This window comes from Verrucosispora sp. WMMC514 (genome assembly GCF_027497295.1).
Lineage (GTDB): Bacteria > Actinomycetota > Actinomycetes > Mycobacteriales > Micromonosporaceae > Micromonospora > Micromonospora palythoicola.
Genome location: NZ_CP114906.1, coordinates 4318089 through 4344362, shown reverse-complemented (window position 1 = coordinate 4344362; position 26274 = coordinate 4318089). Strand labels below are relative to the sequence as shown.

The window sequence follows — 26274 nt, the reverse complement described above, 5'->3', positions numbered from 1 at the left end:
GAACCCAGACGGTTCAATGGATTCTTGTGAACTTGCCCACCCTTTCGGATTCAACCTTGACAGCGCTCGACCCGTACTTCCCGGTGAACTGCCAAGTATGAGGAGGGCACGTGGCACAGATGAAGCGGACCGTCATCGCCGTGGGCGCCATGTTCGCACTTACGGCCTGCGCTCCCGCAGGCTACAACGGGGCGGACGCGGGCGCGGCCGAGCCGGTCGCCGTCGCCGCGGCCGAGCCCAGCGTGACCGCCGACCCCGAGGCCAGCGCGGAGCCGGGCGCCTCGGCGTCACCGGGTGCGGAGGAAGAGACCGACGCTCCCCTGCCCGACGGTGTCGAACTGACCGACAGCCTGACCGGCAAGAAGTTCCCCCGGATGGGTAGCGCGGTGGTCAACCAGGACGGCTACATCCTGTACCGCTTCGACCGCGACACCAACGACCCGCCGTCGTCCAACTGTGACGGCCAGTGCGCCGAGGTGTGGCCGCCGGCGCTGACCGACGGCGCGCCGGAGCTCAAGGGCGTCTCCGACGACGCCGTCGGCACCATCACCCGCGAGGACGGCACCCGCCAGATCACCCTCGACGGCTGGCCGCTCTACACCTACATCGGTGACAAGAAGCCGGGTGCCTGGAAGGGCCAGGGCGTCGGCGGCACCTGGTTCGTGGTCAACCCGGACGGCAGCAAGAACCTGGAGTGCCTGCCCAAGGGCACCCCGAAGGCGGTCGCCCCGCCGTCGAAGACCGAGTCGAACGAGTCGGACTCCGACTACGACTACTGATCCAGCAGGCGCGTCGGTGGCCGGTCGCAGCCAGCAATGGCGCGGCCGGCCACCGTCGTCGGCCGGGTGAACCCGCCCCCTACCGGAGCGGTCAGGCTTTCGCGTCCATCCCTGCGGGGACCGTTGCCTGTGTCGGCACGGCGGACGAGCCAGGGGCGCTGCCCTCAAGGTAGCTGTCGTAGCGGGCGAACGACCGGGTCGCAAGCCACAGCTTGAAGATGAGGGCGAATTCGAAGGCCAGCAGCAGGACACCGGCAATCACCGAGACGGCGATGACAGCCCCGGTGATGGGACCGATGATGAAGACGGCCATCTGGAACTCGATCCCGCTCATCACGTGCACTCGGACGCGAGCCCGGATGAGCAGGTCACGCAGGCGCGTGAACACCGTGAACCGCGCCCGGAAATCCCGCTCCATGGCCATGTCCGGTCGCTGAATGACGGCAGCCACGCTGGGCTCGACGTTCTCCAGCGGTTCGTCGCTGTGGTCGGGCGCGAACAGGGCCGTCCAGTTGGGCGACGCCTCGATGCGCTCGGCGAGGGTGCGACGCATCTCGGTCTTCACCTTCGACAGCTGCAATGCGTTGAGGTACCGGAACATGTCGAGGAAGACGATGCCACCACCGATGACCAGGAAGGTGGCGTCGCCGGTGAGCTGGTACTGCCCGCCCATCAGCGCGATGGTGCAGACGAGCACCCGGACCCGGTCGAGGATGTAGTCCAGCCAGGCACCGAAGAGCGTGCCGGTGCCGTTGAGACGGGCGACCTTGCCGTCCATACAGTCGACCACGAAGCTCAAGTGAAAGATCAGCGCGCCGAGAATCAGCCAGCCTGGCGTCGCCTGGGCGAAGGCAGCTGCAGCAGCGAGACCGAGAACGAGAGCGGCTACCGTCAGTCGATTGGGGGTCACCCAGCGGTAGCGCGCCACGAGCCAGACCAGGCGGGAGGCCAGTGGGTCGACCAGGAAGACTGTCCACCATGAATCGCGGGCCTTGTATGTCCGGGCTTGGACCTCCGCAACAGTCAAGCCCCCGCCTGCGCCCCCGTTGCCCATCATCTGCCTCCGTTTGCCCATCACGAATTCGCCAGCAGGCTACCGCAGAACCCTTGCGCAGTTCATGCAGGCACGAGAGGCGGCGGCTTGGCCGGATTTGCTCCTTCTGGAGCCGGGCAACATCCGCTATGGCGTCCACCCGCCACGGCAATAATACCTTTTGCACTATACGCCGCTTTACAGCCTTTTATCCGCTCAGGCGGTTGACGTGAAGACGAGGTACGACCGGCGGCAACCCAGCCTCAACCTCCACCTGGCGCGCCCGCACCGGCCCGCGAGACGCCACCACCATAGGCTTTGCCCCTTGTTCACGAAGTGCTAGCGTTCCGGCCATCGACACTTGGCCGCCGACCGCAACGTGCGGCTCACCGGCCTGTTGTCTCGCACCACCGCACGGCAGCGACGCGCATCGTCGCCGCGTTCGCGCGGAAACAGGCACGTCAAATGGAGAACAAGGCGTAATGGGCAACCTCAGACACGTTGGGAATGTGGAAACGGGGCCGCATCCCTGGTCGTGGCGACGTATATCCCCGACGCATGACTCGGAGATCACGGCGTGAGCAATAACGCCCTGCTTAGTGTTGTCGTACCCGCCCATGACGTGCAGACGTTTCTCGACGACTGTCTTAATTCGATCGCCAACCAGACGTACCGCAATCTCGAAGTCATCGTCGTCGATGATGGGTCGGTCGACGGCACGGGCCAGATCGCGGAGCAGTTCGCGTCACGCGATCCTCGGTTCCGGGTGATCCACCAAGAGGAGGGCGGGCCAGGACGAGCCCGCAACGTCGGAATCCAAGCCGCCACGGGGACATACCTTGCCTTCGTCGATGGCGACGACCTGCTCCCACCGTACGCCTACACCATGGCGATCGCATGCCTGGAGAGCACAGGTTCGGATTTCGTCTCCGGAGACGTTCGGCAGTTCACCTCGCGGGGCGCAACCCCTTCGCCGATGCACGCCAAGATCTTCCCGGAAACGAAGCTCCGCACCCACGTCTCTCAGCACAGCGCGTTGCTGAAGGATCGCACCGTCTGGAACAAGGTCTTCCGCCGCCGCTTCTGGGACGAACACGGCCTGGTCTTCCCGGAGGGTGTCGTCTTCGAGGACGTGCCGGTAGCGGTGTTGGCGCACGCGATGGCCAGCACTGTCGATGTGCTCAACGTGCCCGTCTACTACTGGCGACGACGCGAATCGGGCGAAGCGTCCATCACCCAACGGACGACGGATTGGGCGACGGTGGCGGACCGGTTCCGCGCCGTGGATCGGGTCAGCCGCTTCCTCGCGGAGCACGGGCAGCGGGGAATCAAGCGCGCGTACGATGCCAATGCTCTGGTCGACGATCTCGCCTTGGTGCTCCGCGCACTGCCGGACGCCGACGACGCGTTCCGCGAGGCGTTCCTGGACCGGGCCAACGACTTTCTGGATCGTGTCGATCCACGGGTGCTGAAGAACCTCCGGGCCAAGTACCGCGTGCAGTGGCACCTGGTACGACAGCGGATGATGCCGGAGCTGATCGAGGTGGTGCTGGCAACGCGCGGCGGGATGCCCGTTCCCACCACGATGCGCGGCCTACGCCGCTACGCCGATCTCCCGTTCCTCGACGACCCTCGGGCCGGTTTGCCCCGCGAACTCTACCGACTGCCCGATCCGCCAGCGCAGAGCAAGCTGCACGACCTCATCTGGCGGGACGGCCGTTTGGTGCTGCGCGGGCACGCGTACGCCGAGGGGGCCAAGGCCGCGCGGCCGTGGAGTTCCGGCCGGCTGCTCTGGCTGCGCGAGCAGCGGACCCGGCGGGCGGTGATGCTCCGCGCCCGACCACGGCGCTGTCCGGACGCCACTGTCGATTCCAAACACGGTGACTGCAGCTACGAATGGTCGGGCTTCGAGACCGTCGTCGACCCGGCGTCGCTGAAGAAGGACGGTAAATGGGTCGAAGGGGTGTGGCGGCTCGCCGTGGGCGTCGTCAGCAAGACGGGCCTACGGAAGACTCAGGTGAGGCTCGGAACTGACCCTGTCGCCACCTGGCTCAACCCGCATTACGTCGACGAGACCGTTCGGATCGTGCCACTCGCCAGTGCTCAGGGTGTGTCGCTGCGGATCGAAGAGGTACGGGCCAGGCTGACCTCCTACACGATGGTCGGCGACACGCTGGAGGTCAGAGGCGAGATCAGGGGGCCGTCCCCGGTCGCAGGCCGGATCCGGCTGAGCCGAGCCCCCGGTGTACCCGAACACTGGGTGCCGGCCACGTTCGGCGAGCAGTCCGGTCAGTGGACGTCATTCCAGGCGGTCATCCCGTTGGCCAGTCTCTTCCCCGATCCGACGACGCGGGCGTGGACCCCGCCCCCCGGCGCGATGATGGACCGCTGGCGGGTCGAGATCGCCCTCTACAGCGGCGGTAAGAAGGCCATCCACCTGATCGCGAACGACGGGCTGCCTCAGGCCCGTACGCGTTACCGGGGACGGGACGTCTACGTTCGGGCCACGGCGGCGGGATACGTCTGGCTGTGCGCTCGAGCGGCGGCACCGGTAGTCACCGATGTGACCTGGACCGACAACGGCACCCTCGTGCTGACCGGTGACCACGACGGGTCGGGCGAAGAACCGGAGATCACGCTGCGCCTGCGGGGCAGCGGCGAACGGCGCGTCCTCCCCGTCACCTCCGACGGCGAAGTTTGGCGTGCGGAGATCGCACCGCGAGCACTGCCGTTGTTCGGCGGCCGGGTCGAGCTGCAACCTGGCATGTGGGATCTGCTCTGCCAGATCAGCGCCGGCACCTCTCCCGCGCTAACCAACCTGACCTTCGCTGAGGCGGTACTTCGCGGGCTGCCGGCAGCCACCGAGATCGACGGACGGTCCTTCGCCGTTACCGCCACCGGGGCAGAGAGCGCTGGCCTGAATGCCGGGTCGATGCTGCTTCCGGACGAGCAGGGCGCCTACTACCGCAAGCGGCTTCGCGAGTCGTACCAGTCCGCCCGCGCCCGCCCGCGGCGTGAGACAGTTCTCTTCGACAGCTTCAGCGGTCGGCAGTACTCCGACAGTCCGCGCGCCGTGCACGAGGAGATGATCGCGCGTGGGGTAGGGCCAGCCGAACACCTCTGGGTGGTCCGCGACGGCCGGGTCAGCCTGCCGGCGACCGCCCGTGCCGTCCGGCACGGGGGCAGGGACTGGTACGAGGCGCTGGCGTCCTCCCGGTACATCGTCACCAACACCCACCTGCCCGACTGGTTCCAGCGGGCACCGGAACAGACGGTGGTGCAGCTGTGGCACGGCACGCCGTTGAAGCGGATCGGGTTCGACGTGACGGAGGTTCGTCACGCGGATCGCAACTACCTGACCCGGGTGGAGAAGGAGGTGCCGAACTGGTCCTTCCTCGTCTCGCCCAACCGGTTCAGCACACCCATCCTGCGCCGCGCGTTCCGCTTCGGGGGCGAGATCCTCGAGTCTGGCTACCCGCGCAACGACGTGCTCTACCAGGACCGTGACGCGGTCGCCGCCGAGGTGCGCCGACGGCTGGGCCTACCGGCCGGCAAGAAGGTCGTCCTGTACGCCCCCACCTGGCGCGACGACGAGTTCCACAGCATGGGGCGCTACAAGATGACCCTGATGCTGGACCTGGCGGAAGCACGGGCCAAGCTGGGCTACGACCACGTCCTGCTGGTCCGGCGTCATCCCAACGTCGTCGACGAGATTCCCGGGGCTGGCGACGGCTTCGTCTGGGACGTCTCCCGCTACCCGGACGTAGCGGACCTGCTCGCCCTGACGGACGTACTGGTCACGGACTACTCGTCCCTGATGTTCGACTTCGCCAACACCCGGCGACCGATGCTGTTCTTCACCTACGACCTCGAGCACTACCGGGACAAGCTGCGCGGGTTCTACTTCGACTTCGAGTCGGAAGCGCCGGGCCCGCTGCTCGGCACCTCCACCGAGTTGGTCGATGCGATCCGCAGGGCCGACTTGGACTCCTTCCAGTACCAGGATCGCTACGATGCCTTTGTCGAGCGCTTCTGTGATCTGGACGACGGCAAGGCGACCTCTCGGGTGATCGAACGATTGTTGAGCTGACGCGGTGCCATGACGTGACCGAACCGAGTGCACGACGGACGATGCGACCGTCACCCGGCTACCGCCTGGCCGCTTCGGTACGCCCGCTCACCTTCAGCCCGTACGACCCGTGTGCGCGCTTCGTCGCGGGCGTCTTCTGGTGGGCGGCGCGCACACCCGACGGACCGGCCATCCTCGCCCTGCGACACGAGGGCGGCGAGCTGGTCGCCGAGGGTCACGGCCCCGGTGCCGGCTGGATGGTTGAGCACGCCGACGCGGTGGCCGGGCTCCGCGACGACCTGACCGGATTCGCGGAGCTGGCCGCGAGCCACCCCGTGGTGGCACGGCTGGCGAGCCAGCAGGCGGGGCTACGGATGCCGGCCAGCGGGTTGATCTTCCCCCGGGTGCTGCGGGCCGTACTGGAGCAGAAGGTCACCGGCAAGGAGGCCTACCGGGGGTACGCGGCGACCGTACGCCACTTCGCCGAGCCGGCGCCCGGGCCGGTGCGGTTGCTGCTGCCACCCGACCCGGCGGTGATCGCCGCCGCCCCGTACTGGGTCTTCCATCCGTTCGGCGTGGAGCAGCGACGCGCCGAGACGCTGATCCGGGCCGCGCGGATGGCCGACCGCCTGCAACGGTGCGTCGACTCGACCCAGGCCACCCGCCTGCTGCGGTCGATCCCGGGCGTCGGGCCGTGGACCGCCGCCGAGGTGGTCCGGGTCGCGTACGGCGACGCGGACGCGGTGAGCGTCGGCGACTACCACGTACCCAACACGGTCGCCTGGGCCCTGGCCGGCGAGGCGCGCGGCGACGACGCCCGGATGCTGGAGCTGCTGGAGCCGTTCCGGGGTCACCGGGGCCGGGTCTGCCGGCTGCTGGAGACCGCCGCTGTGCAGGCGCCGAAGTTCGGCCCACGCGCCCCGATCCGCTCCTTCGCCCACTACTGAGCGCCGGTATCAGGCGGCCTCGCGCAGGTCGGCCAGGTCGACCGGGGTACGCCGACGCAGCAGCTCCGCCAGTTCGTCCACCGAACCCACCTCGCCGAGCACATTCCTGCCGCCGCCGAAGCGCCGGGGATAGGTGTGCGCCAACCGGTACACGTACCGGCCGTGAATCAGCTCGACGCTGACCCGCCACCGTCCGCAGCACCCGCACACCCACTCCGCCACCTCGCGAAAGTAGCTCTGACCTGCGGTTTCTCGATCCGCCCGAGTGGGACGTGACGGGCCGGAGGAGGACACGCCGCCCACCGGGCGGCCGTGATCCGGGTCACCGCTGTCGGTGCCGTCTGGTTGACTGATCGCCGTGGACCTGCCGATCAACCCGCCGGTGGAGCCGATGCTCGCCCGCAGCGTCAACTCGATCCCCACCGGCCCGGGGATGACCTACGAACCCAAGTGGGACGGCTTCCGCTGCATCGTCTTCCGCGACGGCGACGAGGTGGAGCTGGCCAGCCGGGGCGGCAAGATGATGACCCGCTACTTCCCCGAGGTGGTGGAGCAGGCCCGCCGGCAGTTGCCGCCGCGCTGCGCGGTCGACGGCGAGCTGATCGTGATCCGCCGCGACGGCCCGGACGGGCAGCCCAGGCTCGACTTCGAGCTGCTGGCCCAGCGCATCCACCCGGCGGCCTCCCGGGTGAAGCTGCTCGCCGAGACGACGCCGGCCGACTTCGTCGCCTTCGACCTGCTCGCGCTCGATGACGAGAGCCTGCTCGACGCGCCCTACCCGACCCGCCGGGCCCGGCTGGAGCAGGCGTTGTCCGGGGTGCGGCCGCCGGTGCACGTCACCCAGATCACCACCGACGCCGAGGTGGCGCGCCGCTGGTTCGACGTCTTCGAGGGCGCCGGTCTGGACGGGCTGATCGCCAAGCCGGCCGACCTGCCGTACGAGCCGGGCAAGCGGCTCATGTCGAAGGTCAAGCACGCCCGGACCGCCGACGCGGTGGTGGCCGGGTTCCGCTGGCACAAGTCCGGTCCGGTGGTCGGGTCGCTGCTGCTCGGCCTCTACGACGACGCCGGGGTGCTGCACCACGTCGGGGTGAGCGCCTCGTTCACCATGGCCCGCCGCGCCGAGTTGCTGGAGGAGTTGGCCCCCTACCGCGACGTCGGGTCCGAGCACCCGTGGGTGCACGGCGACCACGAACGCGGGCAACGCATCCCCGGCGGGGTCAGCCGGTGGACCGGCACGAAGAACCTGGAGTGGGAGCCGCTGCGCCCGCAACTCGTGGTCGAGGTGGCGTACGACGCGATGGAGGGTGACCGGTTCCGGCACACCGCGCGCTTCGTTCGCTGGCGACCCGACCGTGACCCGCTCTCCTGCCGATACGATCAACTTGACCGGCCGGTCCGGTTCGACGTGGACCAGGTGCTGCGGGGTGACCCGGCGGTGCCGGCCGGGCCCGCGTAGCTTGGCCGTCGACCCGATCACGGAGGCTCGTTCGTGACCCGTACGCCCGACCGGACCCGCCGTTTCCGACTCACCGTGGCCGGCCTCACCGCCGCCGTGGTGGTCACCGCCGGCTGCACGCTGCCGGCGTTCGCGCCGCGCACCGACGTCGACGGCGAGGCCGCGGCACCGGGGGCCGCGCCGACCTGGCGGTCCTGCCCGGAGGTGGCCGACGAGGTGGTCGGGCGGCGCGCTCCGGACATCCGGTACGAGTGCACCCGCATCCAGGTGCCGCAGGACTGGGCGGGCGGCAGCGCCGCCACAACCGGTCCGGGCGCCGGTGAGACCTTCGAGATCGCGCTGCTGCGGGCCCGCTCCACGAACCAACGCGACCGGATCGGCTCGCTGGTGGTCAACCCGGGGGGTCCCGGCGGCTCGGGCGTCGACACCGCGGTCTACCTCACCTTCGGCGAGCAGTACGGCGGCCTGCCCGACGCGATCCTCGAACGCTTCGACATCGTCGGCTTCGACCCGCGCGGCGTGTCCCGGTCCAGCCCGGTCGAGTGCATCTCCGACGCCGACCTCGACGCCGTCTTCGGCTACGACCCCGACCCGGAGAGCCAGGCGTCGTTCGACGACTTCGTCGCGCTCAACGAGCGCATCGGCCAGGGCTGCGGCGCCAAGTACGGCGACCAGCTACCGCTGTACGGCACCGAGCAGGCGGCCCGCGACATGGACGCGATCCGGGCCGCCGTCGGCGACGACAAGTTGACCTACCTCGGCTACTCCTACGGCACCCTGCTGGGGGCCACGTACGCCCAGTTGTTCCCGCAGCGGGTGCGGGCGCTGGTGCTCGACGGCGCGGTCGACCCCCGGCAAGATCTGATCGAGGGTTCGGAGAGCCAGGCGAGAGGCTTCGAACGCGCCTTCGACAACTTCACCAGGTGGTGCGCGGCGAACGCGGCCCGCTGCCCCATCGCCCCCGACGCCCGGGCGGCGGTCACCTCGGCGATCGACAAGGCCGAGGTCTCCCCCGTCCGCTCGACCGACGGCCGGGAGGCCACCGCCGGCTGGATCTTCTACGCCATCGTCTCGTCGCTGTACTCCGAGCCCGGCTGGGAGCAACTGGCCCGGGCCATCGACCGGCTGAACGAGGGCAACCCGACGGACGTGTTCCGGCTCGCCGACAACTACACCGACCGCGACTCCGACGGCGACTACAGCAACCTCTTCGACGCCAACCTGGCCATCAACTGCGCCGACGAGGAGCAACGCCCCGACCTGGAGCGGATCCGCCAGCTCCAGTCCGAGTGGCGCAGCCGGTACCCACTCTTCGGCGCGCCACTGGCCGCCGGCCTGGTCTCCTGCACCGAGTGGCCCGGCGGCAGCGACCCCTACCCGACCGGCCGCGCCGAGGGCGCCCCACCGATCCTCGTCGTCGGCACCACCGGCGACCCCGCGACACCGTACGAGCAGACCCCGGCCCTGGCCGAGATGCTGGGTGTCGGCCGGGTGCTCACCTGGGAGGGTGAGGGGCACACCGCCTACCCGCAGACGGCCTGCATCACCCAGGCCGTCAACGCGTACCTGATCGACCTGACCGTCCCGCCCGACGGCAAACGCTGCCCAGCGCGCTAGGTTGTTCGGACATCAGAGTTGATCGGCAGTGAGCGCAGAGATCGCAGACCTCGCCTGCGGCATCGCGAACAGTTGCTCCAGGACCTCGGGATAACTGGCACCCTGCGCGACTCGGCCACGCGATTGTTCGAAGGCCATCTCAACCTCTGGTGAGGCGACCGGTGGGCGGGCCGGGACGGTGAGCGACTCTTCAGCGGACGCAGACAGCGCAGAGCCGGCACGAGCGACGAGGCGGCGTATCAGGTCCGCGTAGGAGAGGCCGTACCCGTCGAGTATGGGCCGGGAGCTGCGCAACTCCTCCGGCTCAGGAATCTCACTCAGCGCCAACTGATGGATGATCGAAGCTGCAGCGAGCACCACGTGCTCGAACTGAACCTCGGTAGTCGCCTCGCGGACCGCCTGACGGCTAGTGCCGTGACCACGAACGTTCACGGTGTTGGTTGACACGCCGCGCGGCCTGTCGGGCGGGCGGCGTTGTGCGGGTCAGGCTGTGGCGGTGGCAGATCTTGTACGCGTGCGGCGGCTGAGTGACCAGGAAGGTCAGCAGCTGCTCAGAATCACCCGCCGGGGAACCGGTTCTCCGATCCGACTACGGCGGGCGATGGTCGTGCTCGCCTCGGCCGGTGGGAACACGGTGCCGGCGATCGCCCGCTTGGTCCAAGCCGATGAGGACACGATCCGGCAGATCATTCACCGGTTCAACGAGATGGGGATGGCCAGCCTGGACCCTCAGTGGGCGGGTGGCCGTCCCCGCCAGATCAGTAGCGACGAAGAGCAGTTCATCGTCGAGACGGCCAACACCCGCCCCGAGAAGCTGGGGCGGCCGTTCACCCGGTGGAGCATCCGCAAGCTCGCCGACCACCTGCGCCTGCATGCCACCCGCCGGGTCCGGATCGGGCGGGAACGGTTGCGGCAGATCCTGCGCCGGCACCGGATCACCTTCCAGCGGACCAAGACGTGGAAGGAGTCCACCGACCCGCAGCGCGATGCCAAACTCGCCCGGATCGAGTACGTCAGCACCCACTTCCCACAACGGGTGTTCGCCTTCGACGAGTTCGGACCCCTCGTGATCCGCCCCCAGCCCGGCGCCGGGTGGGCACCCGCAGGCCATCCGCACCGGCTGCCCGCGAACTACCACAAGCTGCACGGCGTCCGGCAGTTCCACGGCTGCTACTCCGTCGGCGACGACCAGCTCTGGGGTGTCGTCCGGCGCCGCAAGAGCGCCGCGAACACCCTGGCCGCACTCACGTCGATCCGCGCCGCCCGCCCGGACGGGGCACCGATCTACGTCATCCTGGACAACCTGTCCGCGCACAAAGGCCGCAAGATCCGGGCATGGGCGGCCCGCAACAAGGTCGAGCTCTGCTTCACCCCGACCTACGCCTCCTGGGCCAACCCGATCGAAGCCCAGTTCGGGCCGCTACGCACCTTCGTCATCGCCGGCTCCAACCACCCGAACCACCCGGCGCTGACTCGAAAGCTGCAGACCTACCTGCGCTGGCGCAACGCCAACGCCCGCCACCCCGACGTCCTGGCCGCCCAACGCCGCGAACGAGCCCGCATCCGCAGCGAACGCCAACAACGCTGGGGCCAACCCGCCGCCCTCGCAGCCTGACCCAACACCGCGAACCTTCGTGGTCAAGGCACTAGCCTCTTCATCGAGCGTCGCCAGCAGGCCGGAACTCGGTCCGTCGACCTTCCTCGAAAGCACGGTGATCGGCCACGCCAGGAAGCGGCTCACCACGTCCACCCTCAGGTGTCCTGTCCGCTCCAGCGAATCGACCGCAGGTGCCCACGGGTGCTTACCCTGGAATGGCTTCAGCCGGCCGACCTCCGACAACAGCTCACCGCGATCGACGCCGCTACGCGTGACGAGGACACTCGCCGTCGTCTCCTCGCTAGCGAGAAGCGCGAGTAACACCTCGCGGTCGCCGACCCACGGAAGTCCCCGCTCCGCAGACATCGATCGTGCATCGGCCAGGACCTGCACGGCCCCTGCCGTCCACGCCGGTGACACCGAGGGCTGCTCACCAATCAGGAAGTCCGATCCCGCGCGCACCGCCTCGCGCAGGACGGCACGTGCCCCGTACAACGAGAGCGGGTCCACGGTCCCAGCCCTAGCCTTGATGTCAGACCTCGGGCCGTCCGGCGCCGGATAGTTCGACTTCAGGATGGACCTGAGTAGGGGTGCCTTGGCGCCCATCCGCCGACAGCATTCGAGCAGCAGGTCATCCGATCCGACGGATGCTCGGCCGCCATGTGAGGCCCTTTTGAATGCTGGCACGAGGATCGCCAGAACCGTCCAGCTCGAATAGTCACCAGCGTTCACCTGTATGAGGGCCGTCCCGTCAAGCTCGAGGGTCCGCGACGTAGTGTCGTACGACGCGGGTGACGGTGTCACGGTCGCCGTCGACGCGTACGGTGCCGGCGCGTTCGGCGTCGATGAGCGGCAGGCCGCCGAAGAGCACCTCGCTCCAGGCCGTCGAGTCGGTGGTCACGGTCGCCACCGGGTCGACGGCGGCGCCGGGCTGGACGTCCAGCAGCCCGTCGACGGTGGTCAGCCGGTAGTCGCGGACCGGTGGGTCGGGCTGCCGGGCGTCGTAGAGGCGCAGGGCGGTCAGCGGCAGGCCCTCGGGGACGGGGGGCGCCATGGTGCGCATGGCGAGGACCATGGCGTCGGGGGTCATGCCACCGCTGGTGCGAGGGTCCGGCCCGGAGGAGTACCAGCGGCCGAGCGAGGCCAGAACCGATTCCAAGCCACGGCCCCACTCGGTGACGGTGTACGCGCGGGTGCGGGCCAGGTCGGGCAGTGTCACCTGGTCGACGATGCCGGCCTGACGCAGCGATCTGAGCCGGTCACTGAGGACTGCCGGGGTGATGCCACGAACGGCGTCCTGAAGGTCGGCGAAACGCTTGGGGCCGAGGAGTAGTTCGCGGACCACGATCAACGTCCACCGGTCACCCACCAGGTCAAGGGCGTTGGCAGCCCGGCAGGCGTCGCCGTGGTGGGCGTAGGTCAGCTTGACAGGCAATCCCGATCAACTTCTTTCACGCTAGTAGACGCTATGTTTATAGTAGCGGTATGCCGAGTATGGATAGACAATCAGCGCCTCCCGTGGTCGACCGCGACACCTGGCTTCGGGAACGGAACGCACTGCTCGTACGGGAGAAGGAGCACACCCGAGCGGGTGATGCCATCGCGGCCGCCCGCCGTCGCCTGCCGATGACCGAGGTCAACCCGGTCAAACTGGTCGGCGAGCAGGGCCCGGTCTCGTTGCTCGACATCTTCGACGGGCGAGACCAACTCGTGGTCTACAAGCACATGTGGCACCTCGGCAAGCCATTCGAGGAGCAGTGCGAAGGCTGCACCATCAGCATCTGGAACTTCCACGAGGCTAGCTACCTGGCGGCACGGGGCATCAGGTTCGCGGTCTTCGCCGAGGGACCGTACGAGGAGATCGCGCCGTTCCGCGAGTTCATGGGCTACCTCCACCCGTGGTACTCGAACTACGGCATCGACGAGCCCGCCGTCGCCGGCGGCGGCGTCATCGCCTGCTACCTGCGCCAGGGTGACCGGGTGTTCCTCACCTACGAGACGACCGGACGCGGCGTCGAGGCGATCATGGGCTCACTCAAGCTGCTCGACATGACCGCCTATGGACGGCAGGAAGCCTGGGAGGACTCCCCCGACGGCTGGCCGCAGGCCGACCCGACGTACAGCTGGTGGCGCAAGGACGGCCGCCCGGTAGCCCAGTGGACCCGCCCCGGCGTCACGCCCGTCCAATCGGACCAGCACCACTGCCACTGACCGCCGCTCGTACTGTTGCCACCTGACTCAGGCCAACTGTGTCTGAACGAAGTCCCTGGGCGCTCCGTAGGCGGCCCAGGGACTTCGACATGATCCCTAGGCCGCGGCGTAGTCGGCGATGCGGTCGGGATGGAGGGTGGACGCCCACAGTTGCACGCTGTCGACGACGCCCCCGAGCGGCGACCATCGCTTTCCCTTGGTGGTGCCGGCGCAGCCAATCAACGTGGGTCCACCCGCCATCCACGGCGAGGGCGGAGCATCCGCCTCACCCTGCAACACGCCATCGACGTAGAGACGCACCTTGCCCGCCGGGACGTCGTACACCCCGGCCAGGAAAGTCCACCGTCCAAGCTCCGGCGGCTGCTGCGACCTGACCCTGTGCCAGGTCGGTGAGGCACCCTTCCCCGTCGACGGGAGGCCGAACTGCCAACGGTCACTACCGGCGTGGTACCTGAGGTGGAATCCGGCCCGCTTCGCGGCGGCCTGCGACAACACCGTGTGGTTTGCAGTGGTCTGCTCAAGCATGACCCACGCGGCGACCGTGAACGACGCATCGGTTCGCACCACCGGGCCAGCCGTCTCCGCGCAGGAGTCGTTCGCGAGCTCCAGGCGCAGTGCGCTTTCCCGCCCGTATCCGCGATCCCGCGCCCAGCTGTACGGGCCAGTAATGGACAGGTCATGGCCATTGCCCGTCCAGTCAGTCAAGTAGGTAGCAAAGCCACTGGCCGGCCCGTCCAAGGGCCACATGGCCAGCGTCACAGCTGGGTCGTCATCCGGCACAGGTTCGTCAGTCACAGCACGTGCGGGTGACCCCCCAACCTGAAGCAGTACCGAAAGGACAGCTCCGGCCGCAACGGACGAAAGCCAGGCATTACGAATCGACGGCACCGCCACACCCCCGTGATTATCGATCAATAGCGAGGGGCCCAACATACAGAAAGATCCATGAGGTACGCCAGGGCGCAAGGCGGCCGCGCGACTGCGGGCCGGTGCGCGCTGACCACCGACAAGAGACGTCATTGCGTGTAGCGGTGGAGTCCTCTCTCGACTCTTCTACCATCACCAGCCATGAGCGCATGATGTTCAGCCACTGATCGGAAGCGGCGACATCGACTACCGCAACTGTCGACCGCCTAGGAGCAGCCTTACGGTGCTGGCGGCTGTCCGATCCTGCGGGGCGAAGCAGGGGCCGCAGAGGTGGTGGTCTGGCCGCCGGGCACCACGCTGCTTCCGCACGGCCGGGTGGGCGTACACGTGCCTGACGTCGGGGAGATCGTCGTGGGCGATCGGGTCGACGGCGGCGGCGGATTCTTCGACGCCCCGCTCACCGAGGGCGGCCCGCCGGAACACCTGCCGCCCGTGCCGGTCGGATGCGCACCCGTCGGCGCCTCCGTGGCGGTGCTCGAACGCGTCACCCGGCGCAGCGACAGTTGACGTTGCGCCGCCGCACATCGGGTCGCACCGTTGTGGGACGCTCGCGGGATGAGTGAGGTGATCTTCCGTGAGGCGGTCCGGGTGGACCTGCCGGCCGTGCTCGACCTGCTCGCCGACGACGTGCTCGGCCGTACCCGTGACGTCGGGGAGGTCGACGCCACGTACGAGAAGGCGTTCGCGGACATCACCGCCGACCCGCGCAACCAGCTCGTGGTCGCCGAGGCCGACGGCGAGGTGGTGGGGTGTATGCAGCTCACCTACATCCCCGGGCTCGGCCGGCACGGCACCGAGCGGCTGCTGGTCGAGGCGGTCCGGGTCCGCTCGGACCAGCGCGGTCGCGGGCTGGGTCGCCGAATGATGACCTGGGCGATCGACGCGGCCCGCCAGCGCGGCTGCGGGCTGGTGCAGCTCACCACCGACAAGACCCGCCACGACGCGCACCGCTTCTATGCCAACCTCGGCTTCGTCGCCAGCCACGAGGGTATGAAGCTCAGTCTCTGACACCGGCGGACGGGGGCCCGGCCAGCCTGGGTCGCCCCACATCGCAACCGAGGACGGTGGCCCAGAAGGTCGTCAGCGTCGCCAGACTCGACCCGTGGATCAAGGACCGGGTGGACTTCCGGATCAGCCAGAAGCCTCCCTCGGGCAGGACGATCACCCAGCCAACGGGTACGTCGTTCTCCGCCACGAGCACCAGCAGTTCCGGCTTGCTCTCGACTTCGATCTCAGGCAGGTCCGCCATCTCGACGGACCCCATCCCCTGTCCCCCGCTCACCGGTAGCTCCGCCGGTGGCATCGCCGGACGGCGTGGCGAGACCGCCACAGCCGGGCCAGCCGCAGCAACGGCCGCTGCTGCGGCTGAACCGCCGCTGAGGCGCTCCGCTCGGGTTGACGGGCGCGGTACGCACCGGCCCGCTCGGAATAGGCGGGCCGCTGTACCACGTCGATCGGGTCGTCCTGCCGTTGAAACCACTTCCACCGGGCCACCACGAGCCTCCCGCGAACACGCATCGATTGCCGATGCCTGCCACCATCGGCCCGCGCTTCGCCGATCCGCAACGTCTCATGCGGAGATTCGGAGAAAGATATTTGCGGTGTGTCATCTGGGCCTCGATGCTGTTCCAAACGAGACACTGGCAGCACCGATCTGAGACGGGGTGACATGAGCGACGTTGGGTCTTCGGTGCCACGGCGGCAGCTGGGCAGGTTGCTGCGCCAGGCCAGGGAGGAAGCCGGCATCAACCTGGAGGCTGCCGCCGAGGCCCTCGAATGGTCGCGCGCCAAGATGTACCGCCTGGAGAGCGGACAGACATCGCTGCGTACCCACGATGTGACGCTGATGTGCCAGCACTACGGCACCTCAGCCGAGCTGACCGAGGTCATGGTCAGCCTGGCCCGGGAAAGCAAGAGTCGGGGTTGGTGGCACGCCTACGGTGAGGCCATCCCGGCGTGGTTCGAGCTGTACGTCGGGCTGGAGGCGGCGGCCCGCCGCGTGCGTCAGTACGAGCCGACGCTGATCCCTGGGTTGCTCCAGACCGCCGAGTACGCTGCGGTCATCTTCAGCGCCAAGGCTGGCCGGAGCCAGGATGAGATAGCGCAGAAGGTCGCGCTACGCATGGAGCGTCAGAAGCTGCTCGCTCGCCGCAGCCCGAAGGCTCCGAGCTTCGAAGCCATCATCGACGAGGCCGTGATTCGCCGCCCCATCACCGACCTGGACGCCTGGCGCAGCCAACTCGCACACCTGGTGAACGCCGCACAGCGACCTAACGTCTCGGTCCGGGTGCTGCCGCTGGGCAGCGGCCCCCACGCGGCATCCGTTGCCGGATCGTTCATCATGCTGGACTTTCCAGCGGTCGGCACGCGGCCCGCGGAGCCGTCGACCGTCTACAGCGAGGCGCTGACCGGCAGCCTTTACCTGGACAAGCCGACAGAAGTGGCGGCGTACGCTGACGCCTGGTCCACTCTTCTGGACCTTTCACTGGGCGTGCGCGAGTCTGAAGATCTGATCGGGACGGTTATCAAGGAGACCTTCGATGAATGACCTGACCAACGCCCGGTGGCGCAAGAGCAGCCGGAGCGGTGAGGGCGAGTGCGTCGAGGTGGCCGACGATCTGGCCGGCGCGGTCGGGGTGCGGGACAGCAAGGACGTTGCCGGGCCGGTGCTGCTGTTCGCCCCCGCCGAGTGGCGGTCCTTCGTCGAGACCCTCAAGGCCAACAGCCTCCCGTAGCCCCTTCGCCGCAACCCGCGAGCATCGGCCGCCTCCCCTCGTTCCGCCGCCCAAGGTCACACCTCCCGCCCTCGCCTCGTTGACCATGGGGTTAGCGGCAGTTTGAAGATCTACAACTGCCGCTAACCCCATGATCAACGGATACGGGAGGGGTGGGCGGGGCAGGGTCAGCGGGGGCGGTCGCGGTCTTTGGAGGGTTGGACGCGCTTGGGTTCGCCGGGCATCTTCGGGTGGTCGGGTGGGTAGGGCAGGTCGCCCTCGCCGGCGGCGGCGTCCCGCTCGGCCCAGTCCAGCAGGGGGGTGATGTCCCATGCGGCGTCGTCGATGCCGGCGTGCGGGTCGCCTCGTTGGGCCAGCCGTTCCGGGACGGTACGCAGGTCGAAGTCGTCCGGGTCGACGTCGGCCAGCTCGTCCCAGGTGACCGGGGTGGAGACGGTCGCCCGGGCGTTGGCGCGCAGCGAGTACGCGCAGGCGATGGTGCGGTCCCGCGCCATCTGGTTGTAGTCCACGAAGACCCGCTCGCCGCGTTCCTCCTTCCACCAGGCGGTGGTGACCAGGTCGGGCCGGCGGCGGGCCAGTTCCCGGGCCAGCGCGATGGTGGCCCGGCGTACCTCGACGAACGTCCAGCGCGGCTGGATGCGCAGGTAGACGTGCACACCCCGGCCGCCGGACGTCTTCGGCCAGCCCGGCACGCCCAGCTCGTCGAGGATCGCCCGCAGCTCGGCGGCGGCCGTGGCGGCGTGGGCGAAGTCGGTGCCGGGCTGCGGATCGAGGTCGACCCGCAGCTCGTCGGGCTTGTCGACGTCGGCGGCGCGGACCGGCCACGGGTGGAACACCACGGTGCCCATCTGCGCCGCCCAGGCGACATGGGCCAGGTCCGCCGGGCACAGCTCGGCGGCCTTGCGACCGCTGGGAAAGCTGATCTCGGCCGTCTGCACCCAGGGCGGCACGCCCCGGGTCGGCACCCGCTTCTGGAAGAACATCTCCCCCGCGATGCCGTCGGGGAAGCGCTGCAATGTCGTCGGCCGGTCACCGAGCGCCCGCATGATGCCGTCGCCGACGCTGACGTAGTAGTGGAAGACGTCGGCCTTGGTGAAGCCCCGCTCCGGGAAGATCACCCGATCGGGACTGGACAGTCGTACGGTCTGCCCGGCCACCTCGATCTGCTCGGCCGCAGCCTTCGTGCCACCCATTGCGCGACCATATGCGATGGGTCCGACCTTCGGCGTACCGTTGACCTGTGACTGTTCCCGACAGCGAACTGCCCCGCACCGAGGACGAGTGGCGGGTCCGGCTCAGCCCCGCCGAGTTCCGGGTGCTGCGCGAGCACGGCACCGAACCGGCGTGGACCGGCGAGTACGTCGACACCAAGACGCCCGGCATGTACCGGTGCCGGGCCTGCGGTGTCGAGCTGTACCCGAGCGACACCAAGTTCGACTCGCACTGCGGCTGGCCGAGCTTCGACGACGCCATCCCGGGCGCGATCAAGGAGATCGAGGACAACTCCCTCGGCATGAGTCGCACGGAGATCCGCTGCGCCCGCTGCGACAGCCACCTCGGCCACGTCTTCCGGGGTGAGGGCTTCACCCCGAAGGACACCCGGCACTGCGTGAACTCGCTCTCCATCCGCCTGGACCCGAGCGCCGCCTGACCGGGCCCCGGCCGCGCCGCTCTCCCCGCCCGCGCCGCGTCGGCACCAGGTCGACCGCTCAGGCAAGCCCGCGCCGATGCCGCGCGCCGGCCGGGGGTCGTCGCGGCCCGGCCGGTCAGTCGGCCGCGGGCCGGGCGGCCATCAGCGCGACCTGAGCGGTACGCGACTGCTCCACGCGCCGGGCCAGATCGAGCACCTGTGTGTCGGTACCCGCCGCCTGATGTGCCCGGGCCAGGTCGGCCGCGGCCTGCTGGTGCGCGCTGAGCACCTCGATCAGCACCCGGTCTACCTCGGCGTCCGGGGCGTCCCGCAGGCGTGCCAACTGCTCGGGCCCGGTGCCGTGCCCGGCGTGGTCGTCGGCGCGGGCGCTGCGCCCGGCACGTGCCAGCCAACCGCGTGCGGTGGCCAGTTCGTCGGACTCGGTCGCCTCGACGGCGGCGACCAGGGTGCGCAGTTCGTCGTCGGCCAGCCGGTCCCGGGCGAGCCGGACGATCTGGAGGGTCTGCTCGGTGTGCCCGGCCATCATCGACAGGAACAGCAGGTCGATGCCGGTCATCTCGCTGACGGCCCCAGGCGTCCGGGCCGACGTCCCACCAGAGGCCGCGGCCACCGGCGGCGTGGTGTCGGCGGGCGCGGGCCGCCCGGACGGCGCGGGCGGACCGCCGCAGCCGGCAACCAGCAGCACCGCGAGCAGGTACAACGGCAGCACCCGCGGTACGGCGGGCGGGAGGTGCGGCCGGTGCCGGTCGCACCTCCCGTCGGTCAGAGCTGGCTCCACAGCGCCGGTACGTTCGGCGGCTCCCAACCGGCGATGGCGGTGTGCGCCTGCCGGCAGCGGTAGGTTCGGCCACCGTAGGTGACCTGGTCCCCGACCGCGTACGTGCGACCGGCGGTCCAGGTGCCGCCGGTCGGCGGGTTGGTGGTCGGGGCGACCGTCGGGGTGGGCGACGGTGCGGGTGGGTTGGTGGTGGGGCTCGGGCTGGGCGGGGGGTTGCCGCCGCCACCGCCGATCTGCAGGTCGACGCAGGAGTAGAAGGCGTTCGCGGTGTCGGAGATGTTCCACACCGCCAGCAGCTTCTGCCGGCCGGAGTAGCCGGACAGGTTGACGGTGTGCGAGACGGTCGCGCCGGGCTGGCGTCCGCCGCCGGAGAAGACCGCGACCCGGGTGTTGCCGATGAAGTACTCCCAGTCGCGGGTGGCGTGCATGGCCGTGTTGACCCAGGTGAACGTCACGGTGGTGCCGACCGAGGTGGCCGGCCAGCCACGGTTGTCGTCGTTGAGCACGGCGAAGTGCGAGATGTTGGCGTGACAGTTGCGCAGCCCCTTCGGGCCCTCGACGCTCTGCGGTTCCCATCTGATCTGCCCGCAGTCGGGTACCCGGTTCTGGGCGCAGAGCGCCTGGCGGCTCGGTGGTGACGAGACGTAGCCGTGGGCCTGGGCGGGAGTGGCGACGGCCAGGGTGGAGACCATGGCGCCCGTCGCGACCAGCGGAAGGGTGATTCTTCGACGCATGGCGGCAGCTCCTTGTCGGCGTGGTGCCTGGTGAGGTGCCACAAACATAATTTAAACCTTGTTAACAGTAAAGACCGCTGTCAATAAAACAGGGGCCTACCCGCGCCGTGCCGCAAGATGGGACAAAAGGTCTCTCTGATGGAGGTACGGGGCGTGGCTACCTGCGAGGTCTGCGGCAACGACTACTGGTTGGCGTTCGAGGTGCGGACGGTCAGCGGCGACGTGCACACTTTCGACAGCTTCGAGTGCGCCGCCCACAAGCTCGCCCCGATCTGCGAACACTGCAACGTCAAGATCGTCGGCCACGGGGTCGAGGTGTCCGGTCGGTTCTTCTGCTGCGGTCACTGCGCCCGCGCGGTGGAGACGGAACAGGGTGCCGAGATCCGCGACACCGTCGGCTCCCGCCCCGCCTGATCGTCCCGCACCGACACCAGGTGCCAGCAGGGTCGCGGGGACACGGCACTAGCCTGGCGGGATGCCTGACACGCAGCTGCACAGCGCGAGCTTCGCCGAGTTGGACGCGCGCACCTTCCACGACCTGGTGCGGCTGCGCGTCGACGTGTTCGTGGTCGAGCAGGAGTGCGCGTACCCGGAGCTCGACGGGCGGGACGTCGAACCCGGCACCCGGCACCTGTGGCTGACCCGCGACGGCGCCCCGGTGGCGTACCTGCGGATCCTGGCCGACCCCGGCGGGGTGGCCCGGATCGGACGGGTGGTGGTCGCCCCGACGGCCCGGGGCGACGGGCACGCGGGGCGGCTGATGACGGCGGCCCTCGCGGAGATCGGTGACCGGCCGTGCGTGTTGGACGCCCAGTCACATCTTGTCGACTTCTACACCCGACACGGCTTCACGGCCAGCGGGCCGGAGTACGTCGAGGACGGCATCCCACACACACCCATGCGCCGGAAGCGGTGAAGGACCGCGAAACCAGTGCTGGAAGCGCTTCGACGACCCCGTGCACCCGGTGCTGGAAATCGCTTTCCTCATTGACGGATGACGATCGAACGTGCCATCCTTCCGGTCGAGTCAGCACGCGAGGGCCACACCGACGGCACGGGAGAGGGCAACTCCCGAGCGTCCGGGCGATGTCGAAATCCGACGACTCCCCCTGGGGGCTCCATGTCCAACTCGCTCAGATCATCACGGGCGCTCTGGCTGCTGGCCGTCGCGGCCGTCGCCACGCTGCTGCTCTCCACGGCATACGTGCGACCCGCCGCCGCGCACGGCTCGGTGGCCAACCCCATCTCCCGCAATTACGGCTGCTGGCAACGCTGGGGCGGTGACTTCCAGAACCCACGGATGGCCACCGAGGACCCGATGTGCTGGCAGGCGTGGCAGACCGACACCAACGCCATGTGGAACTGGAACGGCCTCTACCGCGAGGGCGTGGCCGGCAACCACCAGGCCGCCATCCCGAACGGCCAGCTCTGCTCCGGCGGACGCACCGAGAACGGGCGCTACCGGGCGATGGACGTGCCGGGTGCCTGGCGGACCACCTCGGTCGGCAACAGCTTCCGGCTGAAGTTCTACGACCAGGCCAGCCATGGTGCCGACTACATCCGGGTGTACGCCACCCGGCAGGGCTACGACGCGCTGACCACGCCGCTGGCCTGGTCGCACCTGGAACTGGTCGGCCAGATCGGCAACACGCCGGCCTCGCAGTGGCAGCAGGAGCCCGGTGGGGTCTCCATCGAGATCCCGGTCAACGCCCCGGGGCGCACCGGCCGGCACGTCATCTACACGATCTGGCAGGCCAGTCACTCCGACCAGTCGTACTACATCTGCAGCGACGTGCAGTTCGGCGGCGGATCCAACCCTCCGCCCACCACGCCCCCACCGACCACGCCGCCCACCACGCCCCCACCGACCACGACGACCCCGCCGACCACCAACCCGCCGGTGACGGGGGCCTGCTCGGCGACCTACCGGGTCACCTCGACCTGGTCCGGCGGATTCCAGGGTGAGGTGCAGGTGACCGCCGGCAACGCCGCCATCCGCGGCTGGCGGGTGACCTGGACCAACAGCAGCGGACAACAGGTCAACCAGGCCTGGAACGCCACCCTGACCTCCAGCGGCTCCACCGTGACCGCCACCAACGTCAGCTACAACGGCAACCTCGGTGCCGGCGCCAGCACCAGCTTCGGCTTCCTGGCCTCCGGCAGCAGCACGACCACACCAACCGTGACCTGCACCGCCACCTCCTGACCCCGGCCGGGGCCGCGCCACACTCCCTCGGGCGCGGCCCCGCCCGGCTCAACGAGCGACAGCGGTGCCGTCCCCGCTGCGGAGGGCGCTTCCCGCGTTGACGTACGCCGATCCCCCGTGGCACGCTTCCTCCGGAGCCAACACCACAGGGCAACGCTGATCGACCACGGGAGAGGCAACTCCCGAGCGTCCGGGCGCAGTCGCGAACTGACGATTCCCTTGGGGAGCTCCATGTCGAACGTACTCAGATCACCACGCGCTGCCTGGCTGCTGGCCGTCGCCGCCGTCGCCCTGTTGCTGCTCAGCACCGCGCTGACCAACCCCGCCTCCGCACACGGTGCCACGGTCAACCCGGGTTCCCGCGCCTACGGCTGCTGGGAGCGCTGGGGCGGCGACCACATGAACCCGCGGATGGCCACCGAGGACCCGATGTGTTGGCAGGCCTGGCAGGCCAACCCGAACGCCATGTGGAACTGGAACGGCCAACTCCGCGAGGGTGTGGGCGGCAACCACCAGGCGGCCGTACCGAACGGCCAGCTCTGCTCCGGTGGGCGGGCCGAGGGCGGTCGCTACAACGCCCTCGACACGCTCGGCGCCTGGAAGACCACCCCGGTCCCCAACAGCTTCCAGTTGAAATTCTTCGACCAGGCCAGCCACGGTGCCGACTACCTCCGGGTGTACGCCACCCGCCAGGGTGTGGACACGCTCACCAAGCCACTGGCCTGGTCCGACCTGGAACTGGTCGGCCAGATCGGCAACACGCCCGCGTCGCAGTGGCAACGGGAGGTCGACGGAGTGTCGATCCAGATTCCGGTGAACGCGCCCGGCCGCACCGGCCGGCACATCATCTTCACCGTCTGGCAGGCCAGCCACTTCGACCAGTCGTACTACCACTGCAGCGACGTCCAGTTCGGTGGCGGCACCACCCCGCCGACCACCACGCCACCCACGACCACGCCGCCGACCACCACGCCACCCACGACGACCCCGCCGACCACCACGCCGCCGACCACCAACCCGCCGGTGACGGGGGCCTGCTCGGCGACCTACCGGGTCACCTCGACCTGGTCCGGCGGATTCCAGGGTGAGGTGCAGGTGACCGCCGGCAACGCCGCCATCCGCGGCTGGCGGGTGACCTGGACCAACAGCAGCGGACAACAGGTCAACCAGGCCTGGAACGCCACCCTGACCTCCAGCGGCTCCACCGTGACCGCCACCAACGTCAGCTACAACGGCAACCTCGGTGCCGGCGCCAGCACCAGCTTCGGCTTCCTGGCCTCCGGCAGCAGCACGACCACACCAACCGTGACCTGCACCGCCACCTCCTGACCCCGGCCGGGGCCGCGCCACACTCCCTCGGGCGCGGCCCCGCCCGGATCAGCCGGCCAGTTCGGCAGGCCAGCACCGGCCAGCCGGCCGGCGCCTCAGGCCAGCGCGGAGACGATGTCGGCGACCGAGCGACGACGGCCGGTGTAGAACGGCACCTCCTCGCGGACGTGCAACCGGGCGCGGGAGGCTCGTAGGTCACGCATCAGGTCGACGATCCGGTGCAACTCGTCGGCCTCGAAGGCCAGCATCCACTCGTAGTCGCCGAGCGCGAACGAGGCCACCGTGTTGGCCCGTACGTCCGGGTAGCCGCGGGCCATCTTGCCGTGCTCGGCGAGCAACTCCCGCCGCTCGGCGTCGGGCAGCAGGTACCAGTCGTACGACCGGACGAACGGGTAGACGCAGAGGTAGGCGCGGGCCTCCTCGCCGGCCAGGAACGCCGGGATGTGGCTCTTGTTGAACTCGGCCGGCCGGTGCAGCGCCATCTGCGACCAGACCGGGGTCATCGCCCGGCCCAGGGCGGTCCGCCGCAACCGCAGGTACGCGTCCTGGAGCGCGTCGCTCGACGCGGAGTGCCACCAGACCATCAGGTCGGCGTCGGCGCGCAGCCCGGAAACGTCGTAGGTGCCGCGCACCACCACGTCTTTGCCGGCCAACTCCTCAATCAGCGACTCGACCTCGCCGGTGACGTTGTCCCGCAGCGACGGCAGCGGCGCGCTGGCCCGGAACACCGACCACATGGTGTAGCGGATGGTGGAGTTGAGTTCCTTCAGTCGGGCCGCGTTGCTCTGCTCGGTCATCTCCCCGATCCTTCCAGTGCCGTGATGATCTCCTCGGCCGCCGTCTCACCGGAGCGGACGCAGACCGGGATGCCGACCCCGTCGTAGCCGGCACCGGCCAGCCGCAGCGTCGGATGTGCCGCCCGCAGCGCCGAACGGGCGGCGACCACCCGGTCGAGATGACCGGGGGTGTACTGCGGCAGCGCGCCGCCCCAGCGCTGCACGTGCCCGGCGACCGGGGCGGGCAGCGGGGCACCCAGCACCGCCGACACCTCCCGGTGCACGGTGGCGGCGAGGTCCTCGTCGGGGCGCTGGAGTTGCTCCTCGTCGCCGTACCGGCCGACCGAGGCGCGCACCAGGGCCACCCCGTCCGGCCGGCGCAGGTGCCCCCACTTGGTGGTGAAGAAGGTGGCCGCCTTGACCAGCAGTCCTTCGGTGGCGGGCACCAGGAAGCCGGAGAGGTCCGGCAGCACCGCTGCGGGCAGCGCCAGGGTGACCAGTGCGACGCTCGCGTAGTCCAGCCCGCCGATCTCCTTCGCCGCCTCCGGGGCGACGTCGGCGAGCAGCCGCGCCGCCGGTCGGGCCGGCACCGCGAGCACGACCGCGTCCACGTCGACGTGCTCCGGGTCGCGGGTCGGACCGACGGTCAGCCGCCAACCGGCGCCGGTCGGGGTGAGTTCGCGTACCGCCGCGTGGCGGTGGATCGTCGCGCCGCTGGTCGTCACCGTCGCGTCGACCAGGGTGCTCAGCCCGCCGTCGAGGGTGCCGAAGACCGGCTCACCGGGGGCGCGCGGCGCGGCGGCCTGCGCCGCGCGCACGGCCGCCAGCAGCGTGTGTTCCACCCGGGCGGCCCGGGCCAGCGCCGGCATGGTGGTGACCAGGGACAGGTCGTCGGCGCGGCCCGCGTACACCCCGCCGAGCATCGGGTCGACCAGCCGGTCGACCACCTCGTCACCGAACCTCGCGCGGACCAGTGCCCCCACCGCGATGTCCTGGTCGGCACCGAGCAGGGGCCCACCGCCGTCGCGGTCGGCCGCCGGGGTCGGCCGCGCCACCGCCGCCACCTTCTCCAGATCACCGGGTACGCCGACAAGCGTGCCGCCCGGGATCGGGCGCAGCCCGCCGTCGACGGCCAACGCCGCCTGCCCGACGCTCGGGTGCACGATCCGTCCCGCCAGGCCGAGCCGGCGGATCAGGGCCACGGCGGCGGACTCCCCGCCGGCCGGGTCGCGCATCAGGAACGACTCGGCGCCGAACTCGACCGGCCCGCCGGCCAACTCGCCGGTGCGCAGCTTGCCACCGAGGTCGCCGGACTGCTCGTACACGGTGATGTCGACGTCGGCGGGGGCGCGGTCGCGCAACCGGACCGCGGCGGCCAGGCCGGCGACACCGCCGCCGACCACCGCCACCCGCCGCCTCGGCACGG

At 69.7% G+C, this 26274-nt stretch carries 27 protein-coding genes; 16 read left to right on the top strand and 11 right to left on the bottom strand.

Features of this window, described 5'->3' with window-relative positions; genetic code table 11:
- The first annotated feature begins 119 nt into the window (after positions 1-119).
- Positions 120-779, top strand: coding sequence for a hypothetical protein (locus tag O7597_RS20280; RefSeq protein WP_269742603.1), 660 nt, complete (start codon positions 120-122; stop codon positions 777-779).
- Positions 780-870: 91 nt separating this feature from the next.
- Here the strand turns inward: O7597_RS20280 and O7597_RS20275 are convergent, their stop codons facing one another.
- Complete coding sequence (locus O7597_RS20275) at positions 871-1836, bottom strand: CDP-alcohol phosphatidyltransferase family protein (protein WP_281580410.1); 966 nt, start codon at positions 1834-1836, stop codon at positions 871-873.
- Positions 1837-2389: 553 nt separating this feature from the next.
- Here O7597_RS20275 and O7597_RS20270 point away from each other — a divergent pair.
- The gene (locus O7597_RS20270; protein WP_281580409.1) at positions 2390-5902 is read left to right on the top strand and encodes a bifunctional glycosyltransferase/CDP-glycerol:glycerophosphate glycerophosphotransferase; all 3513 of its coding nucleotides are present in this window, start codon (positions 2390-2392) and stop codon (positions 5900-5902) included.
- 41 nt (positions 5903-5943) lie between these two features.
- Positions 5944-6828 (top strand): DNA-3-methyladenine glycosylase 2 family protein, encoded by an 885-nt coding sequence (locus tag O7597_RS20265; RefSeq protein WP_281583285.1) that lies wholly within the window; start codon positions 5944-5946, stop codon positions 6826-6828.
- Between the two features lie 9 nt (positions 6829-6837).
- Here the strand turns inward: O7597_RS20265 and O7597_RS20260 are convergent, their stop codons facing one another.
- Positions 6838-7050, bottom strand: a complete 213-nt coding sequence (locus O7597_RS20260) for a hypothetical protein (RefSeq protein WP_269739179.1) — start codon at positions 7048-7050, stop codon at positions 6838-6840.
- 136 nt (positions 7051-7186) lie between these two features.
- On the opposite strand from O7597_RS20260, the gene O7597_RS20255 reads away from it, so the two are divergent.
- Positions 7187-8287 (top strand): ATP-dependent DNA ligase, encoded by a 1101-nt coding sequence (locus O7597_RS20255; RefSeq protein ID WP_281580408.1) that lies wholly within the window; start codon positions 7187-7189, stop codon positions 8285-8287.
- A 75-nt stretch (positions 8288-8362) separates the two neighbouring features.
- On the top strand, positions 8363-9904 hold the full coding sequence (locus tag O7597_RS20250) for an alpha/beta hydrolase (RefSeq protein ID WP_281583284.1): 1542 nt from the start codon (positions 8363-8365) through the stop codon (positions 9902-9904).
- 12 nt (positions 9905-9916) lie between these two features.
- Here the strand turns inward: O7597_RS20250 and O7597_RS20245 are convergent, their stop codons facing one another.
- Positions 9917-10351: a hypothetical protein gene (locus tag O7597_RS20245; RefSeq protein ID WP_281580407.1), complete on the bottom strand. Its 435-nt coding sequence runs from the start codon at positions 10349-10351 to the stop codon at positions 9917-9919.
- Between the two features lie 49 nt (positions 10352-10400).
- Here O7597_RS20245 and O7597_RS20240 point away from each other — a divergent pair, with 49 nt between their 5' ends.
- Positions 10401-11519, top strand: a complete 1119-nt coding sequence (locus O7597_RS20240) for an IS630 family transposase (protein ID WP_281580406.1) — start codon at positions 10401-10403, stop codon at positions 11517-11519.
- A 733-nt stretch (positions 11520-12252) separates the two neighbouring features.
- Here O7597_RS20240 and O7597_RS20235 read toward each other — a convergent pair.
- Positions 12253-12936 (bottom strand): winged helix-turn-helix transcriptional regulator, encoded by a 684-nt coding sequence (locus O7597_RS20235; RefSeq protein ID WP_281580405.1) that lies wholly within the window; start codon positions 12934-12936, stop codon positions 12253-12255.
- 83 nt (positions 12937-13019) lie between these two features.
- Here O7597_RS20235 and O7597_RS20230 point away from each other — a divergent pair, with 83 nt between their 5' ends.
- Complete coding sequence (locus O7597_RS20230) at positions 13020-13712, top strand: DUF899 family protein (protein ID WP_332317122.1); 693 nt, start codon at positions 13020-13022, stop codon at positions 13710-13712.
- 96 nt (positions 13713-13808) lie between these two features.
- Here O7597_RS20230 and O7597_RS20225 read toward each other — a convergent pair whose 3' ends face one another.
- Positions 13809-14471, bottom strand: coding sequence for a LamG domain-containing protein (locus O7597_RS20225; RefSeq protein ID WP_281580404.1), 663 nt, complete (start codon positions 14469-14471; stop codon positions 13809-13811).
- Between the two features lie 438 nt (positions 14472-14909).
- On the opposite strand from O7597_RS20225, the gene O7597_RS20220 reads away from it, so the two are divergent.
- Complete coding sequence (locus O7597_RS20220; RefSeq protein WP_281580403.1) at positions 14910-15146, top strand: hypothetical protein; 237 nt, start codon at positions 14910-14912, stop codon at positions 15144-15146.
- A 48-nt stretch (positions 15147-15194) separates the two neighbouring features.
- The gene (locus tag O7597_RS20215) at positions 15195-15647 is read left to right on the top strand and encodes a GNAT family N-acetyltransferase (protein WP_281580402.1); all 453 of its coding nucleotides are present in this window, start codon (positions 15195-15197) and stop codon (positions 15645-15647) included.
- Here the strand turns inward: O7597_RS20215 and O7597_RS20210 are convergent.
- The gene (locus tag O7597_RS20210) at positions 15637-15903 is read right to left on the bottom strand and encodes a hypothetical protein (protein WP_281580401.1); all 267 of its coding nucleotides are present in this window, start codon (positions 15901-15903) and stop codon (positions 15637-15639) included. The two genes, O7597_RS20215 and O7597_RS20210, sit on opposite strands and share 11 nt — an antisense overlap.
- Before the next feature lie 405 nt (positions 15904-16308).
- Here O7597_RS20210 and O7597_RS20205 point away from each other — a divergent pair, with 405 nt between their 5' ends.
- Both O7597_RS20205 and O7597_RS20200 read left to right on the top strand, forming a co-directional pair.
- Entirely contained in the window at positions 16309-17187 is an 879-nt protein-coding gene (locus O7597_RS20205) for a helix-turn-helix transcriptional regulator (RefSeq protein ID WP_269739188.1), read from the top strand.
- Positions 17180-17374: a DUF397 domain-containing protein gene (locus tag O7597_RS20200; RefSeq protein ID WP_269739189.1), complete on the top strand. Its 195-nt coding sequence runs from the start codon at positions 17180-17182 to the stop codon at positions 17372-17374. The genes O7597_RS20205 and O7597_RS20200 overlap by 8 nt, the downstream gene beginning before the upstream one ends.
- Positions 17375-17541: 167 nt before the next feature.
- On the opposite strand, the gene ligD is transcribed toward O7597_RS20200, so the two are convergent.
- Positions 17542-18567, bottom strand: coding sequence for a non-homologous end-joining DNA ligase (ligD, locus tag O7597_RS20195; protein ID WP_281580400.1), 1026 nt, complete (start codon positions 18565-18567; stop codon positions 17542-17544).
- A gap of 47 nt (positions 18568-18614) precedes the next feature.
- Here ligD and msrB point away from each other — a divergent pair, with 47 nt between their 5' ends.
- Positions 18615-19025 (top strand): peptide-methionine (R)-S-oxide reductase MsrB, encoded by a 411-nt coding sequence (gene msrB, locus O7597_RS20190; protein ID WP_164445539.1) that lies wholly within the window; start codon positions 18615-18617, stop codon positions 19023-19025.
- 115 nt (positions 19026-19140) lie between these two features.
- On the opposite strand, the gene O7597_RS20185 is transcribed toward msrB, so the two are convergent.
- Together O7597_RS20185 and O7597_RS20180 are read right to left on the bottom strand one after the other, a co-directional pair.
- On the bottom strand, positions 19141-19734 hold the full coding sequence (locus tag O7597_RS20185) for a DUF305 domain-containing protein (protein WP_281580399.1): 594 nt from the start codon (positions 19732-19734) through the stop codon (positions 19141-19143).
- Positions 19735-19787: 53 nt separating this feature from the next.
- The gene (locus O7597_RS20180; RefSeq protein ID WP_281580398.1) at positions 19788-20537 is read right to left on the bottom strand and encodes a lytic polysaccharide monooxygenase; all 750 of its coding nucleotides are present in this window, start codon (positions 20535-20537) and stop codon (positions 19788-19790) included.
- 153 nt (positions 20538-20690) lie between these two features.
- Here O7597_RS20180 and O7597_RS20175 point away from each other — a divergent pair, with 153 nt between their 5' ends.
- From O7597_RS20175 to O7597_RS20160, 4 genes are all read left to right on the top strand, one after another.
- Entirely contained in the window at positions 20691-20951 is a 261-nt protein-coding gene (locus O7597_RS20175; protein ID WP_281583283.1) for a Prokaryotic metallothionein, read from the top strand.
- Positions 20952-21012: 61 nt separating this feature from the next.
- On the top strand, positions 21013-21453 hold the full coding sequence (locus O7597_RS20170) for a GNAT family N-acetyltransferase (protein ID WP_281580397.1): 441 nt from the start codon (positions 21013-21015) through the stop codon (positions 21451-21453).
- Between the two features lie 204 nt (positions 21454-21657).
- Positions 21658-22743, top strand: coding sequence for a lytic polysaccharide monooxygenase (locus O7597_RS20165; protein ID WP_281580396.1), 1086 nt, complete (start codon positions 21658-21660; stop codon positions 22741-22743).
- A gap of 231 nt (positions 22744-22974) precedes the next feature.
- Entirely contained in the window at positions 22975-24072 is a 1098-nt protein-coding gene (locus O7597_RS20160; protein WP_281580395.1) for a lytic polysaccharide monooxygenase, read from the top strand.
- A gap of 95 nt (positions 24073-24167) precedes the next feature.
- Here the strand turns inward: O7597_RS20160 and hemQ are convergent, their stop codons facing one another.
- Both hemQ and hemG read right to left on the bottom strand, forming a co-directional pair.
- Entirely contained in the window at positions 24168-24869 is a 702-nt protein-coding gene (gene hemQ / locus O7597_RS20155) for a hydrogen peroxide-dependent heme synthase (protein WP_269739196.1), read from the bottom strand.
- Positions 24866-26272: a protoporphyrinogen oxidase gene (gene hemG, locus O7597_RS20150; RefSeq protein WP_281580394.1), complete on the bottom strand. Its 1407-nt coding sequence runs from the start codon at positions 26270-26272 to the stop codon at positions 24866-24868. The genes hemQ and hemG overlap by 4 nt, the downstream gene beginning before the upstream one ends.
- Positions 26273-26274 lie beyond the last annotated feature (2 nt).

What these genes read in the sequence shown, in the direction of transcription:
- O7597_RS20280 (WP_269742603.1), top strand. Translation starts at nt 120, where the DNA reads ATGAAGCGGACCGTCATCGCCGTGGGCGCCATGTTCGCACTTACGGCC.
- O7597_RS20275 (WP_281580410.1), bottom strand. Translation starts at nt 1,836, where the DNA reads ATGATGGGCAACGGGGGCGCAGGCGGGGGCTTGACTGTTGCGGAGGTC.
- O7597_RS20265 (WP_281583285.1), top strand. Translation starts at nt 5,944, where the DNA reads ATGCGACCGTCACCCGGCTACCGCCTGGCCGCTTCGGTACGCCCGCTC.
- O7597_RS20215 (WP_281580402.1), top strand. Translation starts at nt 15,195, where the DNA reads ATGAGTGAGGTGATCTTCCGTGAGGCGGTCCGGGTGGACCTGCCGGCC.
- O7597_RS20210 (WP_281580401.1), bottom strand. Translation starts at nt 15,903, where the DNA reads ATGGGGTCCGTCGAGATGGCGGACCTGCCTGAGATCGAAGTCGAGAGC.
- O7597_RS20205 (WP_269739188.1), top strand. Translation starts at nt 16,309, where the DNA reads ATGAGCGACGTTGGGTCTTCGGTGCCACGGCGGCAGCTGGGCAGGTTG.
- O7597_RS20200 (WP_269739189.1), top strand. Translation starts at nt 17,180, where the DNA reads ATGAATGACCTGACCAACGCCCGGTGGCGCAAGAGCAGCCGGAGCGGT.
- ligD (WP_281580400.1), bottom strand. Translation starts at nt 18,567, where the DNA reads ATGGGTGGCACGAAGGCTGCGGCCGAGCAGATCGAGGTGGCCGGGCAG.
- O7597_RS20180 (WP_281580398.1), bottom strand. Translation starts at nt 20,537, where the DNA reads ATGCGTCGAAGAATCACCCTTCCGCTGGTCGCGACGGGCGCCATGGTC.
- O7597_RS20170 (WP_281580397.1), top strand. Translation starts at nt 21,013, where the DNA reads ATGCCTGACACGCAGCTGCACAGCGCGAGCTTCGCCGAGTTGGACGCG.
- O7597_RS20165 (WP_281580396.1), top strand. Translation starts at nt 21,658, where the DNA reads ATGTCCAACTCGCTCAGATCATCACGGGCGCTCTGGCTGCTGGCCGTC.
- O7597_RS20160 (WP_281580395.1), top strand. Translation starts at nt 22,975, where the DNA reads ATGTCGAACGTACTCAGATCACCACGCGCTGCCTGGCTGCTGGCCGTC.
- hemQ (WP_269739196.1), bottom strand. Translation starts at nt 24,869, where the DNA reads ATGACCGAGCAGAGCAACGCGGCCCGACTGAAGGAACTCAACTCCACC.